We start from the raw sequence: 24,915 nt of genomic DNA, 5'->3' as shown, positions 1-24,915 counted from the left end.
TCAGATCGGGGTCGCGAGCAGCGTCTGCACGCGCGACGTGTCGTAAATCACGCGCTTGGTCTTGTAGCGCAGCCCGTCGGGCGTGCGCACGACCGTGTCGTAATACTTGCCGGCCTGGTACACGTTCGATTCGCCGTTGCTGCGCGTCTGCACCACGACGTAGTTGCTCTCGGTGTCGATCTCGCCGTCGCGTTCGGCGACGATCGTCAGGCCCGACGTCATGTGCCGGTACGTGTGCTCCTCGAAGATGTTCGCGTGCCGCAGCGACACCACGCGGTCGCGCAGCATCCGCTGGTTCGTGCAGTGGACGATCCCGACCGGCAAGCCGAGATCCGCGTTCTCCTTCGGCACGATCTCGTACGTGCAATCCTCGGTGAACATTTCCGGCCAGTGTTCGAGCCGGTTGTTGTCGAGGTGCCCGATATAGCGGTTCTGGAGCATGTAAATCTCGAACCACGTCTTCATGTCTTCCGTCATTTCGCGCTCCTGCCTCAATAGCCCATCAGTTTCTGGTAGCCGACCCAGAACTTGCGGATCAGGCTTTCGGTGATCACCGTGTCCTGCTGGTCCGGATTGCCGCGCGACATCTCGATCACCGACGTCGCGTCGCCGTCGCGCACCGTGCCGCGCTGCACGAGCTCGGTCGCCTCGGTGTCTTCCATCGAGATATAGCCGGCCGGCCCGACGAGGTTCGCCTGCTTGATGCGCAGCGCGCGCAGCTCGGGCGTGTCGTCCGCGTAACCGAAGAAGTGGAAGATCAGCTCGAAGTTGTCGGGGCCTTTCGGCAGGATCTGCCGCGCGACCAGCGTGTTGTGGATCTGCTGGATCACGAGCTGCGGGAAGATCGGCTGGATATGGTTCGTGCAGTCCTCGTCGTATTCCGACACGAGATCGAGGATCGATTCGTCTTCGAGATGAAAGCCCTCGTCGAACGAACGGATGTTCTGCTGCTTGTACGCGGCCGACGTGTCGTCGCCCGTCTTCGTCACCGTGATGATGCTGTGCAGCCCGTGGTTCGCGTCCGGAATCGAGCGCGCCTTCATCCCGACGCGGAAGATGTTGAAGGTCGTGTGGAACAGGTGCAGCATGCTCGCGTGATACGGGTCCTTCACGTTCTCCATGTACAGCTTCCAGTTCGACTTCGAATACTGGCGCGTACAGCCGAGATACTCGATCGGCTTGTGGAAGATCCGGTCGATCCACGGGCGCATCTGCTCGCCGAGATAGTCGGGCAGCGGCATCACGTCGTCGCTGAAGGTCGCGAACACGAGCCCGCGATAGCTGTCGACGCGCAGCTTGCGCAGCCCGTGCTGCTTCGGGTCGAAGTCGGCCGGCATCCCGGTCATCCCCTTCTGGCCGCGCCGGAACGGCACGCCGAGCAGGTTGCCCGCGTTGTCGAAGCTCCACTGGTGATAGACGCAGGTATGCGAGCTCGCGTTGCCGCGCGACTTGCGGCACACCTGCGCGCCGCGGTGCGCGCAACGGTTCACCCACGCGGAAAGCGTGCCGTCCTCGGCGCGCGTGACGACCACCGGCGTGTCGCCGACGAACGTGCTCTTGAAGTCGCCGGCGTTCGGAATTTCCGCTTCCAGCGCGACGAAGTTCCACGTCGGCCCGCGGAAGATGCGTTCCTGCTCGCGCTCGTAGACGGCTTGCGAGCTGAACACCTTGTACGGCACGCGCGAGCCGTCGTCGTGCGGAAAGGTCACGTCGGACGCGTCGTTGCGTGCGGCGAACATGACGGGCGATTCTGTCTGCTCCATGTCGGACTCCTTGTTGATCCGTTGCATTAACAAGATGGAGTCCATTTTTGAAAGGCTAATATTCGCCGTCTATCCGGAAAGTGCGATTGCGGCGGCGCAGTATCCACTTTCGGCGGATTTCTGAGCTAGCATGGCTGCACACACGACGCCGCGTCCGGTCGCGCCCCATTCCCCGGATCGAAGCGCGGCGTCCCCAACGAGGCTGATGCCCATGTCCCCAACGTCGTTCGAGCCGCTCGCGCTGCGCGCGCACCGGCTGTTCGAATCCCGCGATCTCGACGAGACGCGCGAGCGAATCTCGCGCGTGATGCAGCCGCACGCGCTGCTGCCGAGCGGCCGCGTGCGCGGCGCGTCGCATATGGATTTCGTCCGGCTCGGCGGCCTCGGGATCGGCGCGATCGCGTTCGGCGACGCAATGCGCGTGCAGGTCGACGCGGTCGACGGCTACTACCTGCTGATGTTCTGCCTGTCCGGCCAGGCCGAGGTCCGCGTAATGGGCCGGCAGCTCGGCGTCGACGGCCAGACGGGCGTGCTGTGTGCGCCCGGCGAACGTTTCGACGCGGTGCTGTCGGCCGACTGCGAGCAATTCGTGCTGCGCATCGACGCGGCGACCGTCGGCTCGCTGGCCGGCGATCCGCGCGCGACGCTCGACCCCGTGCTGCACATCAGCGACGCCGCGCTCGCCGCGTGGCGCCAGCAGCTGATGCTCGTCGCGCGTTCGCCCGAACTGCTCGAACGCGCGAACGCAAGCCCGCGCGTCGCGTCGCAGCTCGAGCACCTGCTGATCGACCTGCTGATCGAAGGCCACCCGCCGTCGTTGCTGCGCGCGTCGCACCGCGACCCGGCGCCCGGCTTCGTGCGGCGCGCGCAGGAGTTCGTGAGCGCGCACTACGCGCAGCCGCTGCAACTCGCCGATATCGTCCGCGCCGCCGACGTGCCGGAGCGCACGCTGCGCGACGCGTTCGTGCAGTTTCGCGGGATGAGCCCGATGCAATACCTGCGCGCGACGCGGCTCGACCATGCGCGCGAACTGCTGCGCGGCACGGCGTCGCACCAGCGGATCGCCGATGTCGCGCTCGATTGCGGGTTTACCCACCTGGGACGATTCGCGATCGCGTATCGGGAAAAGTTCGGGGAGTCGCCGTCGGAGACCCTCGAAGGGAAACGGTAAGCCCATCGAGGTATCGCCTCCGCCGGACTTGCCCGCCGGCCAGGGCACGGCGTCGACGCATTCCGCCACTCGGGCGGTCATACTGAAATTGACAGTCGGTTACAGATCCGGCGAAACAGGCGCCGCTCACGCGGTCGGCGCGAACATCTCCCGCGCGATCGCGCAGAACGCGGCCGTCGCGGCACTTTCGCCGTGCAGCCGGCGGCTCATGATGATCGGCGACGTCGCTGCCGGCTCCGGCAGCCGCCGGTAGACGACGCCCTTCACACGCACGCCCTCCACGCTCTCCGGCACCAGCGACACGCCGACCTGCGCGGCGACCAGCCCGAGCGCCGTCTGCAGCTCGCGCACCTCATGGACGGCCGCCGGCACCAGCGCGCCATCGCGCAGCGCGGACAGTTGCTGATCCGCGAAGCTCGGCCGCGGCGTGCTCGGATACACGATCATCGTTTCGTTCGCGATATCGGCGAGCGTCAGCGGCCGGCCGGGATCGGCGAGCGGATGCCCGACCGGCAGCGCCGCGATCAGCTTTTCCTCGATCAGCGCCTCGCGCACGAGCTGGTCGTCGTCGAAACGCAGCCGGCCGAACCCCACGTCGATCCGCCCACCCTTCAACGCGCCGAGCTGTTCGAGCGTGAACATTTCGATCAGCGACAGCTCGACGCCCGGCTGTGCCTCGCGGAACGCGCGGATCACGTCCGGCAGCGCGCCGTACAGCGTCGACGGCACGAAGCCGATCACGATCCGCTCCGACAGTTGCGCGAGCCGCCGGGTCAGCGGGCCGAGCTCGTCGGCCTGGTCGACCAGGCGCTTCGCCTGCGCATAGAACACGCGCCCCGCATCCGTCAGCTTCAGCGGCCGCGCGCCACGCTCGAACAGCGGCAACCCGATTTCGTCCTCGATCGCCTGGAGCTGGCGGCTCAGCGGCGGCTGCGTCATGTGCAGCCGCTCGGCCGCCCGCGTGATGTTCATTTCCTCGGCGACGGCGATGAAGTAGCGGAGCTGACGCAATTCCATTTCATGCCTCAAAGGTATGGAAGTAGTCGGAAAGAGTGTTGGACGACGCCGGGCGGGAATTCCTACCATGTGCACCAACAGGAGGAATCGCATGATAGCAACTGCCGCCACCATCGAGCGCATCGAGACGCTGCTCGTCGATGTGCCCACGATCAGGCCCCACAAATTGTCGGTCGCGACGATGAATTGCCAGACCCTCGTGCTGGTCCGTGTTCGATGCACGGACGGTATCGAAGGCGTCGGCGAAGCGACGACCATCGGCGGCCTCGCGTATGGCGAGGAGAGCCCCGAAAGCATCAAGGTCAACATCGACACCTATTTCGCGCCGCTGCTGCAAGGCATGGATGCAACGCGTCCGGGCGCCGCAATGGCGCGGGCGCGCAAGCTGTTCCAGGGCAACCGTTTTGCCAAGTGCGCGATCGAAACCGCTCTGTTCGACGCGCAGGCGCGCCGTCTCGGCGTGCCGTTGTCCGAGCTGTTCGGCGGCCGCAGGACCGACGCGGTGGATGTCGCCTGGACGCTCGCGAGCGGCGACACGCAACGCGACATCGCGGAAGCCGAGGCGATGCTCGACGCGCGCCGTCACCGCGCGTTCAAGCTGAAGATCGGCTCGAACGCGGTCGCCGACGATGTCGCGCACGTCGTCGCGATCAAACGCGCGCTCGGCGATCGCGGCGACGTGCGCGTCGACGTGAACCAGGCGTGGACCGAAACCGACGCGATCTGGGCCGGCGCGCGGCTCGCGGAAGCTGGCGTGAGCCTCGTCGAGCAGCCGATCGCCGCGACCAACCGCGCGGGGCTGAAACGCCTCACGCAGCTCGCGCAGGTACCGATCATGGCCGATGAAGCGCTGCACGGCCCGGTCGATGCGTTCGCGCTCGCGCAGGATCGCTCAGCCGACGTGTTCGCGGTGAAGATCGCCCAATCGGGCGGCCTGCAGGGCGCGGCGAGCGTCGCGTCGATCGCGGCGGCGGCCGGCATCGAACTGTACGGCGGCACGATGCTCGAGGGCGCGGCCGGCACGATGGCATCCGCGCAACTGTTCAGCACGTTCGATTCGCTGAAATGGGGCACGGAGCTGTTCGGCCCGCTGCTGCTCACAGAGGAAATCCTCGTCGAGCCGCTGCGTTACCAGGATTTCAAGCTGCATCTGCCGGCAACGCCCGGCCTCGGCATCACCTTCGACTGGGCACGCATCGAACGGATGCGACGCGACGCCCGCTGATCCCCACACGACAACCGAAACCGGAGACACAGATGAACAAGCAAGCCATCGACGCACTGCTGAAGACCTTCGACGATGCCGCCGAGAAACCCGGCAACCCGCGCGTGCGCGCGATCGTCAACCGGATCGTGAAGGACATCTGCTACACGATCGAGGACTTCGACGTGCAGCCGAGCGAGTTCTGGACGGCGCTGAACTACCTGAACGAAGCCGGCCGCGAATTCGGGCTGATCGCCGCGGGCCTCGGCCTCGAGCGCTTCCTCGACGTACGGATGGACGAGGCCGAGGAAAAGGCCGGCATCCAGGGCGGCACGCCGCGCACGATCGAGGGCCCGCTGTACGTCGCGGGCGCGCCGGAATCGGCCGGCCACGCGCGCCTCGACGACGGCACCGATCCGGGCCAGACGCTCATCATGCGCGGCCAGGTGCTCGGCAGCGACGGCGCACCGATCGCGAACGCGCTCGTCGAGGTATGGCACGCGAATCATCTGGGCAACTACTCGTACTTCGATCAATCGCAGCCCGCGTTCAATCTGCGCCGCTCGATCCGCACCGATGCCGAAGGCCGCTACAGCTTCCGCAGCGTGCTGCCGGTCGGCTACAGCGTGCCGCCGGGCAGCAAGACCGAGCAACTGCTCGACCAGCTCGGCCGCCACGGCCATCGCCCGGCACACATCCACTTCTTCGTTTCCGCGGACGGATATCGTAAGCTGACGACGCAGATCAACATCGAAGGCGATCCGCATCTGTGGGACGACTTCGCATTCGCGACGCGCGAAGGGCTGATCCCGGCCGTCAGGCAGGCCGAAGGCGCGGAAGGCAAGCCGTATGGCGTCGACGGGCAGTTCGCGCTGATCGACTTCGATTTCTCGCTGCTCAAGGAAAAGCAGGACGTGCCGGCGAGCGAAGTCGAGCGGGCCCGCGCGCAAGCCTGAGCGGCCTTCCCGTTCGACGAACCGATAACGCAAGGAGTGCAGAATGCTGTTTCATGTGGAAATGACCGTCCGTCTGCCGGCGGACATGGATCCGGTCAAGGCGGCGACGCTGAAGGCGGAAGAAAAGGCGATGTGCCAGCGGTTGATGAACGAAGGGATCTGGCGGCATCTGTGGCGGATCGCGGGGCGGTATGCGAACGTCAGTATTTTCGATGTCGAGAGCGTGCAGCAGTTGCATGACCTGCTGAGTCAGTTGCCGTTGTTCCCGTATATGGAGCTCGAGGTGCGGGCGCTGTGCCGGCATCCTTCGTCGGTGCGGGAAGACGATCGGTAAGTAATGCGAATCGCGGTCGTCATCGAACAGCCGCGAGCAAAACGACACGGGCGGCAGGCGATTTTTCGCAGGCCGCCCGTGTTGCTTGGCATTCGCCGGTTGCCGGTGTTGCCGCGCTTCGCGATGCGCGGCACGCGTCATGCAACCAGATGCGCCGCAAACCCCGCCTTCTCCGGCGCAATCCCCGCCTTCAGCGTCAGCGCCGGAATCTCGTAATCGCCCGCATTCTGCCGCCGGAACGGAATCGGCTGCGTGGTCCACAGATCATCGAGACGCTTGCCGAGCGCCGCACGTGTTTCATCGAAGCGCGCGTCGTTCATCTTTCCCGTCCGGTAGATCACGAACGGCGGCAGCACGTCGAAGCCGGGGTAATACAGAATGCCGTGCTGGATCGGGAACAGCACGTCGTCGATCGGCCCGTTGATGCCGCGCGCACTGTAGTGCGACTCCCACCCGCCTGCCGTAACGACCACCATCGCCCGCTTACCTGCAAACGAACCTTCGCCATAGCGGCTGCCCCAGTGCGTATCGGAATGCTCGCCGACCCCGTACGCAAACCCGTACGCATACACGCGCTCCACCCAGCCCTTCATGATCGCCGGCATCGAGAACCACCACAGCGGAAACTGCAGGATCACCGCGTCGGCCCACTTCAGCTTGTCCTGCTCGCGCGCGATGTCTTCGCTCTGCGTGCCCGCCGCGAACGCACGCTTCGAATCGAGCGACGGATCGAAACGTGCGTCGGGTTCGCGGTCCGTCACGTCGTTTTCATCGAGCACGGGCTTCCAGTTCATCGCATACAGGTCGGTCACCTGCACCGCATGGCCGCCCGCTTCGAGATGCTCGACGGCGAAGTCGCGCAGTGCGCCGTTCAGCGAACGCGGCTCGGGATGGGCATAAACGATCAGCACATTCATTTTCGGTACTCCGTGAATTGAATGACTGCAGGATGCCGGCGCCAGCGGTATATTTGAAATGAATTTCTGAAATTCCAGGTATAGCGATGAACAATTTCAGGCGACTAGATCTGAACCTGCTCGTGACGCTGGACGTGCTGCTCGCCGAGCACAACGTCACACGCGCCGCCGAAAAGCTGAACATGTCGCAGCCGTCGGTCAGCGTGCAATTGCAGAAGCTGCGCGACGTGTTCGGCGATCCGCTGCTGCTGCCGGGGCCGCGCGGGATGCGACCGACCGCGCGCGCGGAAGCGCTGCGCGAGCCGCTGCGGGAGGCGCTCGAAGCCGTCGAGCGCGCCGTGCTCCGCGCCACGCCTTTCGATCCCGCAACCGCGACGAACACGTGGCGCGTGGCCGCAACCGACTACGGCGAATCGACGATCATGCTGCCCGCGTTGAATACGCTGCGCTCGGCCGCGCCCGGTACGCGGCTCGCCGTCGTCGAACTCGTGCCGCCGCGCATCGAACAGGATGCGGAGCGAAACGGCATCGACCTCGCGTTCCATACGACCGAGGGCTCGCCGGAAGGGATGCGGCGTCTGCCGCTGTTCGTCGAACGCTACGTGCTGGTCGGCCGCGCGGGGCACCCGAAGCTGAAACGGCGGCCGACGCTCGCGCAGTTCTGCACGCTCGAGCATGTGATCGTGTCACCCGACGGCGGCGGTTTCTTCGGTGTGACGGACGACGCGCTCGCGCAAGCCGGCGTCACACGCCGCGTCGTGCTGTCGGTCCCGCATTTCCTGTTCGTGATGTCGGTGGTCGCCAGCACCGATCTCGTCGCGATGCTGCCCGAGCGGCTCGCGCGCGACACGCCGGCGCTGCGGGTCGTCGACGCGCCCGTCGACGTGCCCGGCTACGAAATGTCGATGCTGTGGCACGAGCGCGTACATCGCGATCCGGCGCACCGCTGGCTGCGCGAAACCATCGCGGCATCGGTGTAGGCGGCACGCGACCGACGCATTCGACGCAAACCGGCGTCTGCCGCTTTCCCGACGCCGCCGCTCCCCGCCCGCAAGATTTTTCATCCGGAGCTTGAAACCGCCCCGAACACTGTATATATTTACAGTACTTTTGCACCATTTGACCCGAATTCCGTCACCCAATGACGGACGGACTTTTGTGAGGCGACCATGTTCCAGTCATCCGCATTCGATCCCGAGCAACCTGGCTTCAATCCCCTTCACTTCGAGCGCGCCGCGCAGCGGGCGGTCGTCGATCTACAGCGTGTCGTCGGCGGTCCCGCGCAGCGGGCGCTTGGCCTGCGGCGGCGCAGCCATCCGGCCGCGGTCCGTACGATGAGCTGGGAGGCGCTGTTGAACGTCGAAGAGCTGGCTTTCTCGAATACCGGCTTCCTGAACCGCAACGACCCGACCGTCGTCGATGCGTTCATCCGGCTGCGCGACAGCCGGCTCGTCGCGGCGGACACCGAGGAAGCCGTCGACTGGAAACGCGACGACGACGACCTCCCCGCCGTCTACCTGATCGTCAAGGCGATGCTCGAAGCGGAAGAAACCGAGACGCAACGCGCCGAGATGGAGTGACGGTAACCGGCGCGGCACTCCGGTCGCGCCGCGCCCGCGCTGGCGCCGATTTCCGATACGGCGTGTGCGATCGTGGCCACGCGCCGCCGCATCATCGGGCGGCCGTCGATCAAAGCCGCGCCGCGAGGCGCGCGCCCTGATCGATCGCGCGCTTCGCGTCGAGTTCGGCGGCCAGTTCCGCGCCGCCGATCAGGTGCACCGAGCGTCCGGCCGCCTGCAACGGCGCGAGCAGCGCGCGCTGCGGCTCCTGCCCCGTGCAGAGCACGATCGTGTCGGCTTCGATCAGTTCATGATCGGTGCGCTGCTCGCCGTACGACACGTGCAACCCGCGCGCATCGATCAGCTCGTAGTTCACGCCGCCGATCATCTTCACCTGCTTCATCTTCAGCGTCGCGCGGTGAATCCAGCCGGTCGTCTTGCCGAGCCCCTTGCCGAGCGGCGCGGCCTTGCGCTGCAGCAGCGTCACTTCACGCGCGGGCGCCGCAACCTGTGCACGCGTCACGCCGCCGCGCGTCGCGGCCGGGTCGGTCACGCCCCATTCGGCCTTCCACTCTTCCAGATCGAGCGCCGGCGATTCGCCGTCCTGCACCAGGTATTCGGCAACGTCGAAGCCGATCCCGCCCGCGCCGACCACCGCGACACGCCGGCCGACCGGCAGCTTGCCCGCGAGCACATCGATATAGCTGAGCACGTTCGGCCCGTCCTGCCCGGGGATCTTCGGGTCGCGCGGCGCGACGCCGGTCGCGAGCACGATCTCGTCGTAACCGCCCGCGATCAGGTCGCTCGCGTCGACGCGGCGGTTCAGGTGCAGGTTCACGCCGGTCAGTTCGACCTGACGGCCGAAGTAGCGCAGCGCTTCATGAAACTCTTCCTTGCCCGGAACCTGCTTCGCCATGTTGAACTGGCCGCCGATCTCGGACGCGCCGTCGAACAGGTCGACATGATGGCCACGCTGCGCCAGCACGGTCGAGCATGCGAGCCCGGCCGGCCCCGCGCCGACCACGGCGATGCGCTTCGGCTGCGGCGCGGGTGCGTATTTCAGTTCCGTCTCGTGGCACGCGCGCGGATTCAGCAGGCACGACGCGATCTTGTTCTTGAACGCGTGGTCGAGGCACGCCTGATTGCAGCCGATGCAGGTGTTGATCTCGTCGGCACGGCCCTGCGCGGCCTTGACGACGAACTCCGCATCGGCGAGCAGCGGGCGCGCCATCGACACCATGTCCGCGCAGCCGTCCGCGAGAATCTGCTCGGCCACTTCGGGCCGGTTGATCCGGTTGGTCGTCACGAGCGGGATGCCGACCTCGCCCTTCATCTTCTTCGTCACCCATGCGAACGCGCCGCGCGGCACCGACGTCGCGATCGTCGGCACGCGCGCCTCGTGCCAGCCGATCCCCGTGTTGATGATCGTCGCGCCCGCGCGCTCGGCAGCCTTCGCGAGCTGCACGGTCTCGCTCCAGTCGCTGCCGTCGGGAATCAGGTCGAGCATCGACAACCGGTAGATCAGGATGAAATCGCGGCCGACCGCTTCGCGCGTGCGCTCGATGATCTCGATCGGCAGCCGGATGCGGTTCTCGTACGAACCGCCCCACTGATCGGTGCGCTTGTTCGTATGCATCGAGATGAACTGGTTGATCAGGTAACCCTCGGAACCCATGATCTCGACGCCGTCGTAACCGGCTTCGCGCGCGAGCTGCGCGCAGCGGACGAACGCGCGAATCTGCCGCTCGACGCCGCGCGCGCTCAGCTCGTGCGGCGCGAACGGCGAAATCGGCGACTTGATCTTCGACGGCGCCACCGCGAACGGGTGGTAGCCGTAGCGGCCCGTATGCAGGATCTGCAGCGCGATCTTGCCGTCCTCCGCATGCACGGCTTCAGTGATCTCGCGGTGCCGCCGCGCGGCGCCCGACGTCATCAGCGTGCCGCCGAACGGCTTGGTCCAGCCGGCCACGTTCGGCGCGAAGCCGCCCGTCACGATCAGGCCGACGCCGCCGCGCGCGCGTTCGGCGAAATATTCGGCGAGCCGCGGCAGCGTCTTGCGGCTGTCCTCGAGGCCCGTGTGCATCGAGCCCATCAGCACGCGGTTCTTCAGCGTCGTGAAGCCGAGATCGAGCGGCGCGAGCAGGTGGGGAAAGGTTGTCGTCATGATGAGCCTGCCAATAAGCGATGCCTGCCATCGTAGGCGCGCGCCGCCTTGAACGTGAGGGGGCAAACAGCCATAATGCTTGTCATTTCCGGCCAAAACGACATGACTCCCCCGCCTCGCAAAGACCAGCTCGGGCTGCGCCGGCCGACGATTCCGGTCGCCTATACGCGCCTGCTGCTGCAGGCGCTGGCCGCGCGCGGCGTCGACCTGGCCGCCGTGCGCGCCGGCACGGGCCTGCGTGACGCCGTGTTGGCCGAACCGGACGCGCGCGTCGCGCCGTCGCAGTGGGGCCGGCTCGTGTTGAATGCGATCGAGATCGGCGGCGATCCGGGCATCGGGCTCGCGTTCGGGCTGCTGCTGAAGCCGACCGTGCACGGCTTCCTCGGCTATGCGACGCTGACCGCGCGGGACATCCGCGAAGCGCTGTCCGTCACGCAGCGCTACTTCCGGATGCGCAACCGCCAGTATCGTCTGACCAGCGCGGAGGACGAGCACGGCGCGACGCTCGAACTGCACGGCGTGCAGGCCAGCCCCATCTTGCAGCATCACGTGATGTTCGAATTCGTGCTGACCGGGCTCGCGCAGAACATCTCGCAGTGGGCCGGGCGCGCGTCGCCGCCGATCGGGCTGCGGTTCGCGTGGCCGGAGCCCGCCTATTTCGCGCGTTATCGGGATCAGTTGCCGCCGGTCGAATTCGATTGCGCGGCGAACGCGCTGTGGATCGCGCGCGACGTGCTCGACTGGCCGCTGCCGCTCGCCGACGAAGTCGCGCACCGGCAGGCGCTCGTGCAGGTCGAGCGCGAGTATGCGCAGGTGCGTCAGGAGGAAGGCGATCTGGTCGAGCGCGTGCGGGCCGAGCTCGCGAAAACGGCCGGCGTCTATCCAGGCCCCGACACGCTCGCCGACGCGCTGCTCGTGTCGACGCGCACGCTGCGACGCCGGCTGGAGGAAGCCGGTTCGAGCTATCGGCACCTGCTCGACGAAGCACGGTTTCGCGATGCGAAGCAATTGCTCGCCGCATCGGATCTCGACCTGAAAACGATCGCCGAACGGCTGCAGTTCACCGACCCGGCAAATTTCACGCGCGCGTTCCGGCGCTGGGCCGGGCAGACGCCGAGCGCGTATCGGGAAGCGGCCGGGCGCGCGGCGCGCGAGTGATGCGCGGGCGCCGGCGGCACGACGTGCCTGCCCGGGATTTCATCGGTATGATCAATGCCACGCCAAAGCGGCGCCGATCGGCGCACTCCCCCGCCCCATGCCCAATCACACCACCCTGATCGAGTCGACGATCGATCGTATCGATACGAACCTCGTCCGTATCGCGACCGATATCGAGAAGGTGCCGCTTTATCGCCTGACGATGCAGGGCGCCTGCTATTTCATCGCCGCCGACGATATCGACGCAGAAGCGTTCAAGCAGATCGATCGGTTGAAACCCGGGATGGCGGTGCACGCATGCACCTTCGACGATCGAGGGCGCCGTCGAATCGCATGGATCAGAAGCAACGATCTCGCGATCGCGCCTTACGATGCGCTCAAACAAAAGGACCGCAACCTGTCGCTGCTCGCGTGGGCGTCGATCATCCTCATGCTGAGCCTGCTGATCGGTGCAGCGGCATTCAAATCGGCCTGGGCGTTCGTCACCGCACTGGCGGTGGTCGCGAGCATCATCAGCCTGCTGGGCACGCTGCTCGCGATCGCTGGCCTGTCCGATCTGATGTTCCAGCCTCAACGGCGCGAAGCCCAGGAAAAATGGCAATACGAGCCTGCCAGTTTCACGGCGCAACGGAGCAACGCATGACCGATCGTTCGATGCAGATTGCGTCCGGCTGCGTGACGTCCATCAGCCAGAAGACGATCAATACGAAGGTCTGGAGCAACAACCTGGGCATGACCACGCAAAGCATCGAGGAAATCGCGCTGCAGCTCGATACGCTCGACGCCCCCCTCACGCTCAGAACGGACGGCACGCGGAACCTGTTCATCGTCGCGGGCGACCGGCTGAGCGTCGCCTATACCGAATGCCGGGATCGCCCGGCCATCTACGGCATCCGCAACGTGACAGACGGTTCGCTTTATCTGGTTCGCCCCGCGAAGGTCGCCGGGGCCCGAACCGATGTGTTCGTGACGCTGTTCCTGCTGGTCACCATGGTGTTCGTCGCCGGCATCATGTCCGCGGTGTCGCGCCGCACGGACGGGATGCTCGACATGTTCGCGTGGTTCGGCGCAGGCGCGATCGGCCTCTTCGTGCTGAGCACGATCCTGCGTATCGTGTTCGGCGTGATCGTGTGGCCCGAGATCCGGCGGCTCGCGCAGCCGGGCGGCAAACGCGAGATGAATGCCGCCAGCCGTGCGCTGTCGATCGCGCCCGGCGATACGCGGCACATCCGCTTCATCTGATCGAACCGCGCGCGATGCGTCAGCGATCGACGTAGATCCGCGCGCCGCCGTCCCCGTCGCCCGCGTCGATCCGCACGTCGCCCGTGGCGGCGACGATCGCGTCGTAGACGTCATCGGTCACGCACACGACCGGCACCGCGATCGCATACAGCTCGGCCGCGACGATCGCGCCGATCGAGATGATCAGGTCGCGCTCCTTCAGCACGATCCCGACCGGCCCCGTGCCGTTGCGTACGGCTTCCGCGAGCACGCTGCTGCTCGAGCTCGACCCCTTCGCGTGCGGCATCACCATCACCTTGCCGGCGAGACTCGCGCCGGCCTGCGGATGCCCGCGATCGACGATCTTTCCCGCGCCCGAGTCGTAGCCGCCCCAGAAGCTGAGCGGCTTGTCGAGCACGAACGCGCGCGCACACACGCTGCCCGGCACGAGCGTGTCGCCCGTCAGTTGCTTGCCCGTCGCCTCAGTCATCGAATCGCACCTTTCCTTCGTACGCCGATCGCACGCATTCGCGCATGCTGCCGTACGCCACCGTGACACCGATGTTCGCGGGCGCATACGATGCCCACTTCCCCGAATTGGTCATCACCAGCCCCGACAACTGCTTCATCACGGGCGTGATGTACGTGCAGGTATCGACGACGATCTGGATGCCGCGCGCGGCGAATTTGCTCGCGAGGCCGGCTTCATCGAGTTCCCACAGGATGAACCGGCTCGTGTTCACGTAGAAATCGCACGCCGGCTTGCCGTCGAATGCGTCGAGCAGCGCGTCGAGCGTGCGGAATTCGGCCAGCGAGAAATGCGGCGTGCCGAGCGCCACCGCGACGAGTGCGTCGCCGGCCGCGCCGTGGTTCAGCGTGCGGCGAATCTCGTCGAGATCGGCCATCGCGACATCGACCGTGCGCTGCGCCGCGCGTCCGTGCAATGCGGCATCGAGCGTCGGCGCTTCGGGCGTCACGCCGACCGCATGGAACAGCGCAACGGCCCCGCTCGATGCGGCGGCCGCGCCGAGCGCCTTGAGCTCGTCTTCGGTGGTGTCCGCCGGCAGCCCGACGATCGCCGGCACGACCGCGCCCGCGATCTTGCCAACCAGCAAACCCAGTGCCGCGAAATAGATGTCGCGCGACGGCAGGCGGCTGAAATCCGGCGCGTTGAACACGATCCGCGCGGCGCGGTTCGCTTCGACGTGCAGCCCCGCATATGGCGCGCGCCCGGTGATCGCGGCGGCCAGATCGAGAAAATCGCCGTACCGGCTCGTGCGCGCGCCGAGCACCGAGTTCGCGAACACGATCGCATTGGATTCGGCCCACGCAATCTGTTCGCCTTTCGCGGGACGGCTCTTCAACTGGTACGGCGCGCACGTGAAGCTCGATTCGCAGCCGAGTTGCAGATGCGCGTCCATCAGGCGCTGCGCGTCGCGCTGGATCGTGCGGTCGCCGTGGTACAGCTCGGGATGGATCAGGTCGAGCGACCCGACGTTCAGCGTGGTCGGCACCGCGACCTTCGCGCCGGTATCGACGAAGTACTCGACGAAATCGAGACTGGTCTGCCCGTGATAAAGACAGCCGTCGATATGCGCGGACGTAATGTCGATCAAATGCGGCGCGGACATCACTTGCGCCGTACGCGCGACGATCCGCATCGCGCGCGCGACGCCCTCGCCGAAATCTCCCCGCAACATCGCGCCGTCGCGGTCGCTCAACTGCAGCATCGATTGCTCCTCATGACTCGTTCCGGCGGCGCCGGCCCGTGAAATCCGTCAGAGGACTCTACAACTGGAAATAAAAACTGTCCAGATCGCCATCAATCCGGGTGATTTACAGACCAATTTCCGATCCGGATTGAACCGCGTCCAGCGCTTCGACCCGCTTCAAGCAATCGATGGCTCGAATTCCGCGCCAGTTTGGCCGCCCGCCTAGCGCTGCGCCGTCAAGCTGAACAGCTCGTCGCGCAGCGCCTTCGCGCGCCCCTGGCCGAACTGCGTCTCGAATTCGTCCTGTGCGGCCTGCCACGCGATTTTCGCCTGTGCATAGGTGTGCTCGCCGAGCTTCGTGAGGCTCAGCGCATGCGCGCGCGCATCGTGTTCGGACGCGGCCGTCGCGACGAAACCGTCGCGTTGCAGCGGCTTCAGCGCGCGCAGCAGCGTCGTGCGGTCCATCACGAGCGTCTCGGCGAGTTCGCTCATCAGCAGGCCGGGCCGGTGCGCCAGGTTCGCCATGATCGAAAACTGCGCTGGCGTGACGCCGACCGTGGCCAGATGGCGCTCGTACAGTTGCGTGACGAATCGTGCTGCCTGACGCAGCGCGAGGCAATTGCACGCTTGGGCAATCGGGTTGTCGTTCATGCTCCGGAATTTATATGTGCATATGCATAAAGTCAATGTACACTCCGCCGTAACGAGGCCGGCGGGCCGGCCGGGCGCTTCCGGCGCCCCGTCATCGCGTCAAGGAGACGGACATGGACTACATCGACAAGCTGCGGATTTTCCGGTCGGTGGTGGAGATGCGCAGCTTCACGCGCGCCGCCGACATGCACGGCCTCGCGCGGCCCGTCGTGTCGCGTGCGGTCGCGGATCTGGAAGCGCGCTTCGGCAGCCGGCTGCTGCACCGGACCACGCGCCAGGTGTCGCTGACCGAAACGGCCGAGCGCATCTACGAGCGCTGCGCGGCCGTGCTGGACGAGCTCGACGCGCTCGAAGTGCAAGCGCAGGCGCAGACGCGCGAGCCCGAAGGCCTGCTGCGCCTCGTCGCGCACACGACGGCCGCCCTCAACCGGCTCGTGCCGCTGATCGCCGGCTTCAAGTCCGCGCATCCGAAAGTGCGCCTCGACGTCACGCTGACCGAACGCCCGGTCGATCTCGTCGGCGAAGGCTACGACATCGGCATCGTCGTGCCGTACATGCTGACGAGCGAATCGACCGTCGTGCGGCTGGTCGAGCGCATTCCGGTCGTGATCGTCGCGACGCCCGCGTATCTGAGCGCACATACGCGCCCCGAGACGCCGGCCGACCTCGCCGATCATCCGTTCGTGCCGATATCGCCGTCGCTGCGCCGGCCCGCGCTGTCGTTCCGCGTCGACGGCAACACGCTGACCGTGCCGTTTCGCTTCGACATCTCGTCGAACAGCCCCGTTTTCAACCGCGAAATGGTGATGCACGACTTCGGCATCGGCGTCGTGCCGAGAACGCTCGTCGAAGCCGAACTCGCATCGGGCGCGCTCGTGCAGTTGCTGGAAGGCGCCGATCTCGTCGACGCGTTCGTCGAGATCAAGCTCGCGTACGCGAACCGCGCGCTGCTGCCCGCCAAGGTCAAGGCGTTCATCGACTACACGGCCGCCTATTGCGACCGCGAAGGCTGGATCGTGCCGGCGGCGGCCTGATCCGGCAGCCCATCTGCACCAATCTGCCGCCGATTGGTACAGCCGCGACACCAGTTTGATCCATCCCCGGCCATCGCTTCACCCTGCCCCGCGCCCTAACATGTGCACATGCACAAGACCACGCTCACCGATGACGATTGCTTCGCGGTCCGCCAGGCCGCCCGCCGGATCTCGCAGTTCTACGAGCGTTACCTGTCGCGGGCGGGCGTCACGCCGTCGCAGTACAGCATTCTCGCGCTGCTGCGCGACCGGCCGCACCAGACGATGGCGGCGCTGTCGTCCGTGCTGGTGATCGAGCGCACCGCGCTGCTGCGCGCGCTCAAGCCGCTCGTCGGCGCGGCGCTGGTGACGGGCCGGATCGAGCCGCCATGCCGCCGCCAGACGTTCGCGCTGACCGCGGACGGCGAAACGAAGATCGCCGACGCGCATGTGCACTGGCTCGCCGCCCAGGAAGCGTTCGAACGGCGATTCGGACCAACGCAGGCGGCCCGCTTGAGAGACGAACTGTTCCGGATCACGCACAACCTGCCGGAACGCTAGCCCCTTCCCCGATCGACGATGCGTCGCCGATCGTCTCAATAAGTGCATATACATAGGTGAATTGATGGAAACGACCCAAACCGCTGCTTCCCGTGAAGCGGCCACAACCGACCGGCCCGCGAAGCAGCAACGCCGCGTGCCGTGGATGCGCATCGCGGTGGGCGCCGTCGTCGTCGTCGTGGTCGCCGCCGCGCTCGACTGGCTGTTCGTGCTGCGCGTCCAGGAAAGCACCGACGACGCGTACGTCGGCGGCGACGTGACGGTGCTCGCGCCGAAGGTCAACGGCTTCGTCGACCGGATTCTCGTCACCGACAACCAGCGCGTGAAAGCCGGCGACGTGCTCGTGCAACTCGATGCGCGCGACTACGATGCGAAGCTCGCGCAGGCCAGCGCCGAAGTCGACAGTGCGCGCTCCGCCGTGGCCGAACTGGAAGCGAAGCAGCAACTGCAATACGCGGTGATCGGCCAGCACGCGGCGGACAAGAACGCCTCGTCGGCCGAACTGACGCGTGCCGCGTCGGACCGCGTGCGCTACCGCGAGCTCGTGAAATCGGACGCGGTGTCGAACCAGATCGTCGAGCGCGCAGACGCCGACTATTCGAAGGCCGGCGCGGCCGTCGACCGCAGCGACGCCGCGCTGCTCGCGGCGAAGCGGCAGCTCGACGTGCTCGGCGCGCAGCTCGCCGATGCGCGCGCCCGCGTGAACACCGCGCTTGCCGCGCAGCGCGTCGCCGCGCTCAACGTCGAATACACGACGATCCGCTCGCCGGTCGACGGTTATGTCGGCAATCGTACCGGCCGCGTCGGCATGCTCGCGAACGTCGGCGTGCCGCTGCTGACGGTCGTGCCCGCGTCGGGGCTGTGGATCGACGCGAACTTCAAGGAGGACCAGCTGCGCAAGATGCGCGCGGGCGATCGCGTCGACGTGTCGCTCGACGCGTCGAGCACGCGCCTGCACGGCCGCGTCGACAGCGTCGCGCCCGCGACCGGCGCGACCTTCAGCGTGCTGCCGCCGGAGAACGCGACCGGCAACTTCACGAAGATCGTCCAGCGCGTGCCCGTGCGCGTGCATCTCGATCCGCAGCCGGGCCTCGAGCACGTGCTGCGCCCCGGCCTGTCCGCGGTCGTGACCGTGCACACCGATCACGCGAACTGAGCGGGAGCCGACGATGACTACCGCGTTTTCCGGCGACCCCGCGTCGCAACCGACCCGGCAGCGCGTATTCGCGTTCGCACTGATGTGCGTCGGCTTCTTCATGGCGACGCTCGACATCCAGATCGTCGCGTCGTCGCTGCGCGACATCGGCGGCGGGCTGTCCGCGAGCCAGGACGAGCTGTCGTGGGTGCAGACGGCCTACCTGATCGCCGAGATCATCGTGATCCCGATGTCGGGCTGGCTGTCGAAGGTGATGTCGACGCGCTGGCTGTTCGTCGCGTCGGCCGTCGGCTTCACGATCACGAGCATGCTGTGCGGGCTCGCGTGGGACATCAACTCGATGATCCTGTTCCGCGGGCTGCAGGGCGCGCTCGGCGCCGCGATGATCCCGACCGTGTTCACCACCGCGTTCGTGCTGTTCCCCGGCAAGCAGCGGTTGATCGCGTCGACCACCATCGGCGCGCTCGCGTCGCTCGCGCCGGCGATCGGCCCGGTGATCGGCGGCTGGATCACCGACCAATGGTCGTGGCACTGGCTGTTCTACCTGAACCTCGTGCCCGGCATCGCCGTGGCCGCGCTCGTGCCGCGCTACGTGCACATCGACGAACCCGATCCCGGCCTCATCAAGCGCGGCGACTATCTCGGCATCGTGCTGATGTCCGGCTTCCTCGGCTGCCTCGAATACGTGCTGGAGGAAGGCCCGCGCAAGAACTGGTTCGGCGACGACGCGATCGTCATCTGCGCGTGGGTGTCCGGCATCTGCGGCTTCCTGTTCATCGTGCATGCGCTGACCGCCGAAGACCCGATCGTCGACCTGCGCGCGCTCGCCGTGCGCAACTTCGGGATCGGCAGCCTGCTGTCGTTCGTGACCGGCATCGGGATTTTCGTGACCGTGTTCCTGACGCCGCTGTTTCTTTCCCAGGTGCGCGCGTTCAGCTCGCTGCAGATCGGCATCGCGCTGCTGTCGGTCGGCGCGTTCCAGTTGCTCGCGCTCTGCGCGTATGCGTTCGCCGCACGCTACTTCAGCATGCGCGCGCTGCTCGTGTTCGGGCTGATCTGCTTCGGCCTCGGCTGCTACCTGTACACGCCGATCACGCACGACTGGGGCTGGCAGGAGCTGCTGTTGCCGCAGGCGCTGCGCGGCATCGGCCAGCAATTCAGCGTGCCGCCGATCGTGACGATGGCGCTCGGCTCGCTGCCGCAGTCGCGGCTGAAATCGGCGAGCGGCCTGTTCAACCTGATGCGCAATCTCGGCGGTGCGATCGGCATCGCGGTGAGCGCGACGATGCTCAACGACCGGCTGAACTTCCACTACCTGCGCCTGAACGAACACGTGAGCGCCGGCGAGCCGCAAGTCGCATCGCTGCTCGACCATCAGGCCGCGTACTGGGCGTCCGTCGCCGGCAATACGCTGAATACCGCGCAGGCCGGGCTCGCGAACCTGCATCGCCTGATCTACCGCGAAGCGCTGACGCTCACCTATGCGGATGCGTACTACGCGCTGTCGCTGTGCTTCGTCGTCGCGCTGATCGCCGTCGTGTTTTCCAAACCCATCACCCTGAACGCGCCGCCGCCGGACGCGCACTGACGCTGAGGTCATCATCATCATGAAAAAGCTACTCGTTGCGCTGGCCGTCAGTGCATTCGCCGCCGGCTGTGCCGTGCAGCCCGCGCAGCATCCGGCACTGCACGATTCGGTTCAAACGCTCGCACCGGCCGCATGGGATGCCGACGTGCCGCGCGCGGACATCGACGCCGCCGCCTGGTGGGCGCAATTCCACGATCCCGTGCTCGACCGGCTGATCGCGGCCGTGCTCGACGGCAACCTCGATCTGCAGGCCGCCGCCGAACGCGTGAAGCAGGCGCAGGCGCTGACCGTGCAGAAGCGCGCGGTGCTGCTGCCCGAACTCGACGCGACCGCGCACGCGGCCGACGCACGCCAGAACACGCCGCCGCCGCTCGGTTACGTGCGGCAGGCCGGTGCCGGGCTCGCGCTGAGCTGGTCGCCCGACGTGTTCGGCGGTGAACGGCTCGACCTGCTCGCCGCGCAGGCCGAATTGGTCGGGCAGAAACATGCGGAAGACGCGATGCGGCTCGCGCTCGCGGCCGATGCGGCATCCGCGTATGTCGACCTGCGCTGGGCGCAGCAGGAACTGAAGATCCTGCAGGACAACGCGAAGATCCGGCAGCACGCGCTCGAACTCACGCGCAAGCGGCAGGCGTTCGGGCTGTCGACGGAACTCGACGTCACGCGTGCGCAGAACCAGCTCGATGCGCTCGAAGCGCGGATTCCGCCGACGCAGGCGCAGATCGCGCATCAGCTCAATCTGATCGCCGTGTATTCGGGGCGCACACCTGAATCCGTCGATCGGCTCGTGCTCGCGCAGGCGGGCGAGATTCCCGCGCCGCCGGTTGGTGCGCCGGGGACGTTGCCTTCGCAGGCGTTGTTGCGGCGGCCCGACGTGCTGACCGCTTATGCGCAGGTCGAAAGGCGCGCGGCGCAAGTGGGGGTCGCGAAAGCCGAGCGGTATCCGAAATTTTCGCTGAACCTGACGGACGGGATTCTCGCGGCGTCGTATCTCGGGTTGCCGACGTTGACCGACAACCTGTTCAGCGCGGCATTGAGCGCGACGAGCCCGATCTTCAACGCGGGACGCATCACGGCCGATATCGCGCAAAGCGAAAGCCGGATGCGCGAATCGGAACTCGGGTTACGGCAGACGATGCTGCAGGCGCTGCGTGAAGTCGAGGATGCGCGCGCGAATCTCGTCAGCGCCGATGAAGCGACGCGCAGGCTCGACAGCGCGCTTACCGCGTCGGACAAGGCGCTCGGGTTGGCGAACCAGCTTTATAAAGGCGGCGCGACGGATTTTCTGGATGTGCTGTCGGCGCAGGAGGTGTATCTGCGGGATTCGGATTCGCTCAATCAGGTCAAGCGCGAGCATGCGCTGGCGGCGGTGGCGCTTTATCGGTCGCTTGGGGGCGGGTGGAGCAGGAATGAGGCGGCGGGTGGGCCGGAGGTGGAGACTGTCGCAAAGAACTAGGTGGGATGGCGATACGGCGCCGGCTTCAACGTTTGCCGGCGCCCCGCTCGTCAGCCGCACGATCCCGGACATTTGACCGACGACAACGCAATCAAAACGCGGCGTTCGTCGTTTCGTGTGCGCCGTGGCGGCGCGGTTATCGGGCGTCGGGCCAGCGGTAGCCGATCACTTCGTTCAGCGGGTATGCCAGCTCGCGCACTTCTTCCAGTTGATTGCCGCCGAACAGATGCACGTGCTCGTCGTCGTGACGCAGGTAGAACCCGACGTGCCCTTTCCAGCTCGCGGGATCGTCGCGCGTGAGGATCGCGATGCAGCCGTAGACCGGGCGCTCGAGCGGCCTGCCCCATTCGAGCCACGAACGCGCGAGCGCGGAGCCCGTGCCGCGAATGCCGGCGTGCGTCATGCACCAGTTGACGAATGACGAGCACCAGGAAATCTTGTCGTCGTAGCCGACCAGGTTCGTCTGGTCGTTGTATTCGACGATGCGCGGGTTGATGCTGCCGGCCGGATGGCGGCGGATGCCGAGTTCGGCCAGCGCGATGGCCATCCACGGCGGGTGGCCGGCCGCCGGTTTGCTCTCAGGGTTCGATCGGGTCACGTCGTGCTCGGGCGAGTGTGATTTTCGGTCGATCTTCGCACGAATGCGGCGCAGCGACGAGTGCCCCCGTCGAACTGCCGCGAATCGCCGGCCGCGGCCGCCCGCATTCCACACTCCCGGTGGGAAATGAACCGACCGAACCGGTGTTTTTCAATGCGGGCCGTCCCGCCACACTGCGTCTGTCCGCCGGCATTTCGGCCCTTCACGACGAGGTCAACGATGACGCAGCCCCTTCTCCCCGCGACGATACCTATGCCCGCGGTCTCGCCTTGTTCGAGCGCCTGCACGGCGCGCACAGCGGCAAGGATCTCGCCGAATCGCGCGAAACCCTCTGCCCGGACTTCCTGACGATGACGATGCAGTGGGCGTTCGCCGGCGTGCTCGACCGGCCCGGGCTCGACCTGGCAACGCGCGAACTGGTCGTGATCGCCAGTTGCGTGACGCTCGGGTACGCGTTGCCGCAATTGCGCGCGCACGTCGAGGCCGCGCTGGTCGCGGGTGCGACGCGAGAGCAGATCGTCGAGACGATCCTGCAGACGTTGTTCTACGCAGGCGGCGCCGCCGTGAACAACGCACTGGGCGTCGTGGCGGAAGTTTTTGCCGCGTCGCCTGACGCCAACGGGCTCAAGGCTTCGACGCCGGAACCGCAAAATGCGCCAGCGCGAACCCGATGAACGCGCGGAGCTTGGCCGGCGCACCGGTATCGCGCGCGTAGAGCAGGTAGAAATCGCGACCGTGCGACGTGTATTCGGCCAACAGGAGACGCAGCCGGCCGGCGTCGAGATCGGCCTTGACCAGGCCGAGCGGCTGCAGGATCACGCCGCCGCCGGCCAGCGCAGCCTCGCGTAGCGCGGGGCCGCTGTCGACCCGCAACCGGTAGGCGACGGGGACTTCGATCGGCCCGTCGGGTCCGTCGAATCGCCACGGATGGCGCGGCCCCCATCGTGTATGGCCCAGGCAATCGTGATTCAGCAGATCCGGCGGCGCGGCGGGTATCCCGCGCCGCGCGAGATAATCCGGCGCCGCGCAGACGACCATCCGGTAATACGACTGCAACGGCCGCGCGACGAGCGACGAATCGGCCAGCGGCCCGATGCGGAACGCGAGGTCGATACCGTCGCCGACCGGATCGACCGCCGCGTCCGTCAGCACGAGTTCGATATCGACACGCGGATACTGCGCGAGGAAAGCGGCGACGGCCGGCGCGAGCTGCGTGACGCCGAACGAGATCGGCGCCGCGATACGCAGTTGGCCGGCCGGATCGCCGCCGAGCGCCGACGCCGCATCGTCGGCCGTCTCGACCCGGTCGAGGATGTCGCGGCAACGCTCCAGATACAGCGCGCCCGCCTCGGTCAGGTGATGACGCCGTGTGGTGCGGTGAAGCAGCTTCACACCGAGACGCGCTTCGAGCGCGTTCAGATGCTTGCCGACCATGCTCGGCGACAAACCGAGCCGCTCGGCCGCCGTGGTCAGACTGCCGGTGCTGACGATCTCGACGAACACAGACATGCTTTCGAAGCGGTCCATGGGTTTGGCGGGATGGAAAGAGAAGGGACAAGCGTTCGGCCGGCGCAATCGCAGTCGCAGCCGCGCTCGCGTTGCGCTCAATCTTCGCACGAATACGGTGGCCGGCCGCGCCCTTCCCGCCTTGTGATTTCCTTTCGATCCGCCCGTATCATGTCGGCAGCATCCTCGACTCCCTGCCCGCCATGCGCATCACGCCTCTGCCGCCCCTTCAGTGCCTCGTCGCGTTCGAAGCCGCCGTGCGACACGCGAGCTTCACGAAAGCCGCCGCCGAACTGCATCTCACCCAAAGCGCAATCAGCCGCCAGATCCAGCAGCTCGAGGAATTCCTCGGCCGCTCGCTGTTCGTTCGCGAACACCGTTCGCTGCGGCTGACGATCGCCGGCGAGCAATACGCGGCGCAGGTCCACCACCTGCTCACGCAATGCGCGGAAGCCACGCACGACGTGATGAAGCCGTACGGCGACCTCGAACTGACGATCGCATGCTCGTCCGGCGTCGCGCTGCTGTGGCTCACGCCGCGGCTGCCGGACTTTCGCACCGCATATCCGAACATCAAGCTGCGCCTGATCGTGCGCGACGGGCTTGCGTCGATGTCGCCGGCGGAATTCGACGTCGGCGTCTACTACGTGCGCCAGCAAGCACCGGCCGAATACACCGCGCGCCGGCTGTTCGACGAGGAAGTCTTTCCCGTCTGCGCGCCCGGCTATCTCGCCGGCCGCACGCTCGACGCGGCCGATCTCGCGAACGAAACGCTGTTGCGCCTCGAGGATGGGCAGCGCCAATGGATGTCGTGGTCCGAGTGGTTCGACATGAACGACGTCGACCGGCAGAAGGCGCAGCCGCAGAACATCACGATCAACTCCTATCCGCAGATCGTGCAGATGACGATTCTCGGCCAGGGCGTGTCGCTCGGCTGGCGCTACATGATCGACGCATGCATCGAAGCCGGCCTGCTCGTGCGCGTGACGGAAGCGTCCGCGAGCCACGGCGGCGGCTATTACGTGATCTCGCCCAACGACCGCGCGCAGAACCAGGCCGCCCGCCTGTTCACGCGCTGGCTGTTCGAACAGGCGGAGAAGCAGACCGCGCCCTGAGCGCGACGCATGCGTGCAGCGCATGCGTGCATGCGAATCTTTCGTTTCAGAAAAAATTCCGGCTGTCCTTAGCATGGGATTCACGCGGGGCAGCC

Annotated in this window: 26 protein-coding genes; 16 read left to right on the top strand and 10 right to left on the bottom strand. The window is 66.6% G+C overall.

All coding sequences use genetic code 11. The features are described 5' to 3' along the window. Both andAd and andAc read right to left on the bottom strand, forming a co-directional pair. On the bottom strand, positions 1-477 hold the full coding sequence (gene andAd, locus BBJ41_RS31705; RefSeq protein ID WP_069750091.1) for an anthranilate 1,2-dioxygenase small subunit AndAd: 477 nt from the start codon (positions 475-477) through the stop codon (positions 1-3). Between the two features lie 14 nt (positions 478-491). After that, positions 492-1,763, bottom strand: coding sequence for an anthranilate 1,2-dioxygenase large subunit AndAc (andAc, locus tag BBJ41_RS31700; protein ID WP_069750469.1), 1,272 nt, complete (start codon positions 1,761-1,763; stop codon positions 492-494). Between the two features lie 211 nt (positions 1,764-1,974). Here andAc and andR point away from each other — a divergent pair, with 211 nt between their 5' ends. Then, positions 1,975-2,934 carry an anthranilate 1,2-dioxygenase regulatory protein AndR gene (gene andR, locus BBJ41_RS31695; RefSeq protein WP_069750090.1) on the top strand — a complete coding sequence of 320 codons (960 nt, stop codon included), beginning with the start codon at positions 1,975-1,977 and terminating at the stop codon, positions 2,932-2,934. 126 nt (positions 2,935-3,060) lie between these two features. Here the strand turns inward: andR and BBJ41_RS31690 are convergent, their stop codons facing one another. Then, a complete protein-coding gene (locus tag BBJ41_RS31690) occupies positions 3,061-3,951 on the bottom strand; it encodes a LysR family transcriptional regulator (protein ID WP_069750089.1) in 891 nt (296 codons plus the stop codon). Positions 3,952-4,042: 91 nt separating this feature from the next. Here BBJ41_RS31690 and BBJ41_RS31685 point away from each other — a divergent pair, with 91 nt between their 5' ends. The 3 genes from BBJ41_RS31685 to catC are packed head-to-tail and all read left to right on the top strand — an operon-like array spanning position 4,043 to position 6,445. Further along, positions 4,043-5,176, top strand: coding sequence for a muconate/chloromuconate family cycloisomerase (locus BBJ41_RS31685; protein ID WP_069750088.1), 1,134 nt, complete (start codon positions 4,043-4,045; stop codon positions 5,174-5,176). 32 nt (positions 5,177-5,208) lie between these two features. Further along, the gene (gene catA / locus BBJ41_RS31680; protein ID WP_069750087.1) at positions 5,209-6,111 is read left to right on the top strand and encodes a catechol 1,2-dioxygenase; all 903 of its coding nucleotides are present in this window, start codon (positions 5,209-5,211) and stop codon (positions 6,109-6,111) included. A gap of 43 nt (positions 6,112-6,154) precedes the next feature. Continuing rightward, entirely contained in the window at positions 6,155-6,445 is a 291-nt protein-coding gene (gene catC / locus BBJ41_RS31675) for a muconolactone Delta-isomerase (RefSeq protein WP_034185107.1), read from the top strand. 137 nt (positions 6,446-6,582) lie between these two features. On the opposite strand, the gene BBJ41_RS31670 is transcribed toward catC, so the two are convergent. Further along, complete coding sequence (locus tag BBJ41_RS31670) at positions 6,583-7,362, bottom strand: NAD(P)H-dependent oxidoreductase (protein WP_069750086.1); 780 nt, start codon at positions 7,360-7,362, stop codon at positions 6,583-6,585. 86 nt (positions 7,363-7,448) lie between these two features. Here BBJ41_RS31670 and BBJ41_RS31665 point away from each other — a divergent pair, with 86 nt between their 5' ends. Both BBJ41_RS31665 and BBJ41_RS31660 read left to right on the top strand, forming a co-directional pair. Beyond that, positions 7,449-8,342, top strand: coding sequence for a LysR family transcriptional regulator (locus BBJ41_RS31665; RefSeq protein WP_069750085.1), 894 nt, complete (start codon positions 7,449-7,451; stop codon positions 8,340-8,342). Positions 8,343-8,531: 189 nt separating this feature from the next. Then, on the top strand, positions 8,532-8,942 hold the full coding sequence (locus BBJ41_RS31660) for a DUF2471 family protein (protein WP_069750084.1): 411 nt from the start codon (positions 8,532-8,534) through the stop codon (positions 8,940-8,942). 109 nt (positions 8,943-9,051) lie between these two features. Here the strand turns inward: BBJ41_RS31660 and BBJ41_RS31655 are convergent, their stop codons facing one another. Beyond that, the gene (locus BBJ41_RS31655; RefSeq protein ID WP_069750083.1) at positions 9,052-11,085 is read right to left on the bottom strand and encodes an NADPH-dependent 2,4-dienoyl-CoA reductase; all 2,034 of its coding nucleotides are present in this window, start codon (positions 11,083-11,085) and stop codon (positions 9,052-9,054) included. Positions 11,086-11,160: 75 nt separating this feature from the next. Between BBJ41_RS31655 and BBJ41_RS31650 the strand changes: the two genes are divergently transcribed. The 3 genes from BBJ41_RS31650 to BBJ41_RS31640 all read left to right on the top strand — a co-directional run bounded on the left by BBJ41_RS31650 (position 11,161) and on the right by BBJ41_RS31640 (position 13,485). Further along, positions 11,161-12,243: an AraC family transcriptional regulator gene (locus BBJ41_RS31650; protein WP_069750082.1), complete on the top strand. Its 1,083-nt coding sequence runs from the start codon at positions 11,161-11,163 to the stop codon at positions 12,241-12,243. A gap of 97 nt (positions 12,244-12,340) precedes the next feature. Next, entirely contained in the window at positions 12,341-12,886 is a 546-nt protein-coding gene (locus BBJ41_RS31645; RefSeq protein ID WP_069750081.1) for a hypothetical protein, read from the top strand. Beyond that, positions 12,883-13,485, top strand: a complete 603-nt coding sequence (locus BBJ41_RS31640; RefSeq protein WP_069750080.1) for a hypothetical protein — start codon at positions 12,883-12,885, stop codon at positions 13,483-13,485. Before BBJ41_RS31645 ends, BBJ41_RS31640 begins: the two co-directional genes overlap by 4 nt. A gap of 19 nt (positions 13,486-13,504) precedes the next feature. On the opposite strand, the gene BBJ41_RS31635 is transcribed toward BBJ41_RS31640, so the two are convergent. The 3 genes from BBJ41_RS31635 to BBJ41_RS31625 all read right to left on the bottom strand — a co-directional run bounded on the left by BBJ41_RS31635 (position 13,505) and on the right by BBJ41_RS31625 (position 15,827). Then, positions 13,505-13,954 (bottom strand): aconitase X swivel domain-containing protein, encoded by a 450-nt coding sequence (locus BBJ41_RS31635; RefSeq protein ID WP_069750079.1) that lies wholly within the window; start codon positions 13,952-13,954, stop codon positions 13,505-13,507. Beyond that, complete coding sequence (locus BBJ41_RS31630) at positions 13,947-15,194, bottom strand: aconitase X (RefSeq protein ID WP_069750078.1); 1,248 nt, start codon at positions 15,192-15,194, stop codon at positions 13,947-13,949. The genes BBJ41_RS31635 and BBJ41_RS31630 overlap by 8 nt, the downstream gene beginning before the upstream one ends. Before the next feature lie 204 nt (positions 15,195-15,398). After that, on the bottom strand, positions 15,399-15,827 hold the full coding sequence (locus tag BBJ41_RS31625) for a MarR family winged helix-turn-helix transcriptional regulator (protein WP_069750077.1): 429 nt from the start codon (positions 15,825-15,827) through the stop codon (positions 15,399-15,401). 113 nt (positions 15,828-15,940) lie between these two features. Between BBJ41_RS31625 and BBJ41_RS31620 the strand changes: the two genes are divergently transcribed. The 5 genes from BBJ41_RS31620 to BBJ41_RS31600 all read left to right on the top strand — a co-directional run bounded on the left by BBJ41_RS31620 (position 15,941) and on the right by BBJ41_RS31600 (position 21,601). Further along, positions 15,941-16,861 (top strand): LysR family transcriptional regulator, encoded by a 921-nt coding sequence (locus BBJ41_RS31620; RefSeq protein WP_069750076.1) that lies wholly within the window; start codon positions 15,941-15,943, stop codon positions 16,859-16,861. 108 nt (positions 16,862-16,969) lie between these two features. Beyond that, positions 16,970-17,401, top strand: coding sequence for a MarR family winged helix-turn-helix transcriptional regulator (locus tag BBJ41_RS31615; protein WP_069750075.1), 432 nt, complete (start codon positions 16,970-16,972; stop codon positions 17,399-17,401). 64 nt (positions 17,402-17,465) lie between these two features. Beyond that, on the top strand, positions 17,466-18,557 hold the full coding sequence (locus BBJ41_RS31610; RefSeq protein WP_069750074.1) for an HlyD family secretion protein: 1,092 nt from the start codon (positions 17,466-17,468) through the stop codon (positions 18,555-18,557). A gap of 13 nt (positions 18,558-18,570) precedes the next feature. Continuing rightward, complete coding sequence (locus BBJ41_RS31605; RefSeq protein WP_069750073.1) at positions 18,571-20,145, top strand: DHA2 family efflux MFS transporter permease subunit; 1,575 nt, start codon at positions 18,571-18,573, stop codon at positions 20,143-20,145. Positions 20,146-20,164: 19 nt separating this feature from the next. Further along, positions 20,165-21,601 (top strand): efflux transporter outer membrane subunit, encoded by a 1,437-nt coding sequence (locus BBJ41_RS31600; protein WP_069750072.1) that lies wholly within the window; start codon positions 20,165-20,167, stop codon positions 21,599-21,601. A 136-nt stretch (positions 21,602-21,737) separates the two neighbouring features. Here BBJ41_RS31600 and BBJ41_RS31595 read toward each other — a convergent pair whose 3' ends face one another. Next, positions 21,738-22,148, bottom strand: coding sequence for a TIGR02594 family protein (locus BBJ41_RS31595; RefSeq protein WP_069750071.1), 411 nt, complete (start codon positions 22,146-22,148; stop codon positions 21,738-21,740). Positions 22,149-22,342: 194 nt separating this feature from the next. Between BBJ41_RS31595 and BBJ41_RS31590 the strand changes: the two genes are divergently transcribed. Then, positions 22,343-22,873 carry a carboxymuconolactone decarboxylase family protein gene (locus BBJ41_RS31590; protein ID WP_197680900.1) on the top strand — a complete coding sequence of 177 codons (531 nt, stop codon included), beginning with the start codon at positions 22,343-22,345 and terminating at the stop codon, positions 22,871-22,873. Here BBJ41_RS31590 and BBJ41_RS31585 read toward each other — a convergent pair. Beyond that, positions 22,824-23,726, bottom strand: a complete 903-nt coding sequence (locus tag BBJ41_RS31585; RefSeq protein ID WP_069750070.1) for a LysR family transcriptional regulator — start codon at positions 23,724-23,726, stop codon at positions 22,824-22,826. The genes BBJ41_RS31590 and BBJ41_RS31585 overlap by 50 nt on opposite strands. Positions 23,727-23,908: 182 nt before the next feature. Here BBJ41_RS31585 and BBJ41_RS31580 point away from each other — a divergent pair, with 182 nt between their 5' ends. After that, positions 23,909-24,820, top strand: coding sequence for a LysR substrate-binding domain-containing protein (locus BBJ41_RS31580; protein ID WP_069750069.1), 912 nt, complete (start codon positions 23,909-23,911; stop codon positions 24,818-24,820). Positions 24,821-24,915: the final 95 nt, after the last annotated feature.

The sequence above is a fragment of the Burkholderia stabilis genome (genome assembly GCF_001742165.1).
Lineage (GTDB): Bacteria > Pseudomonadota > Gammaproteobacteria > Burkholderiales > Burkholderiaceae > Burkholderia > Burkholderia stabilis.
The sequence above is the reverse complement of the archived record's forward strand: the minus strand, read 5'-3'. Positions and strand labels throughout refer to the sequence as shown.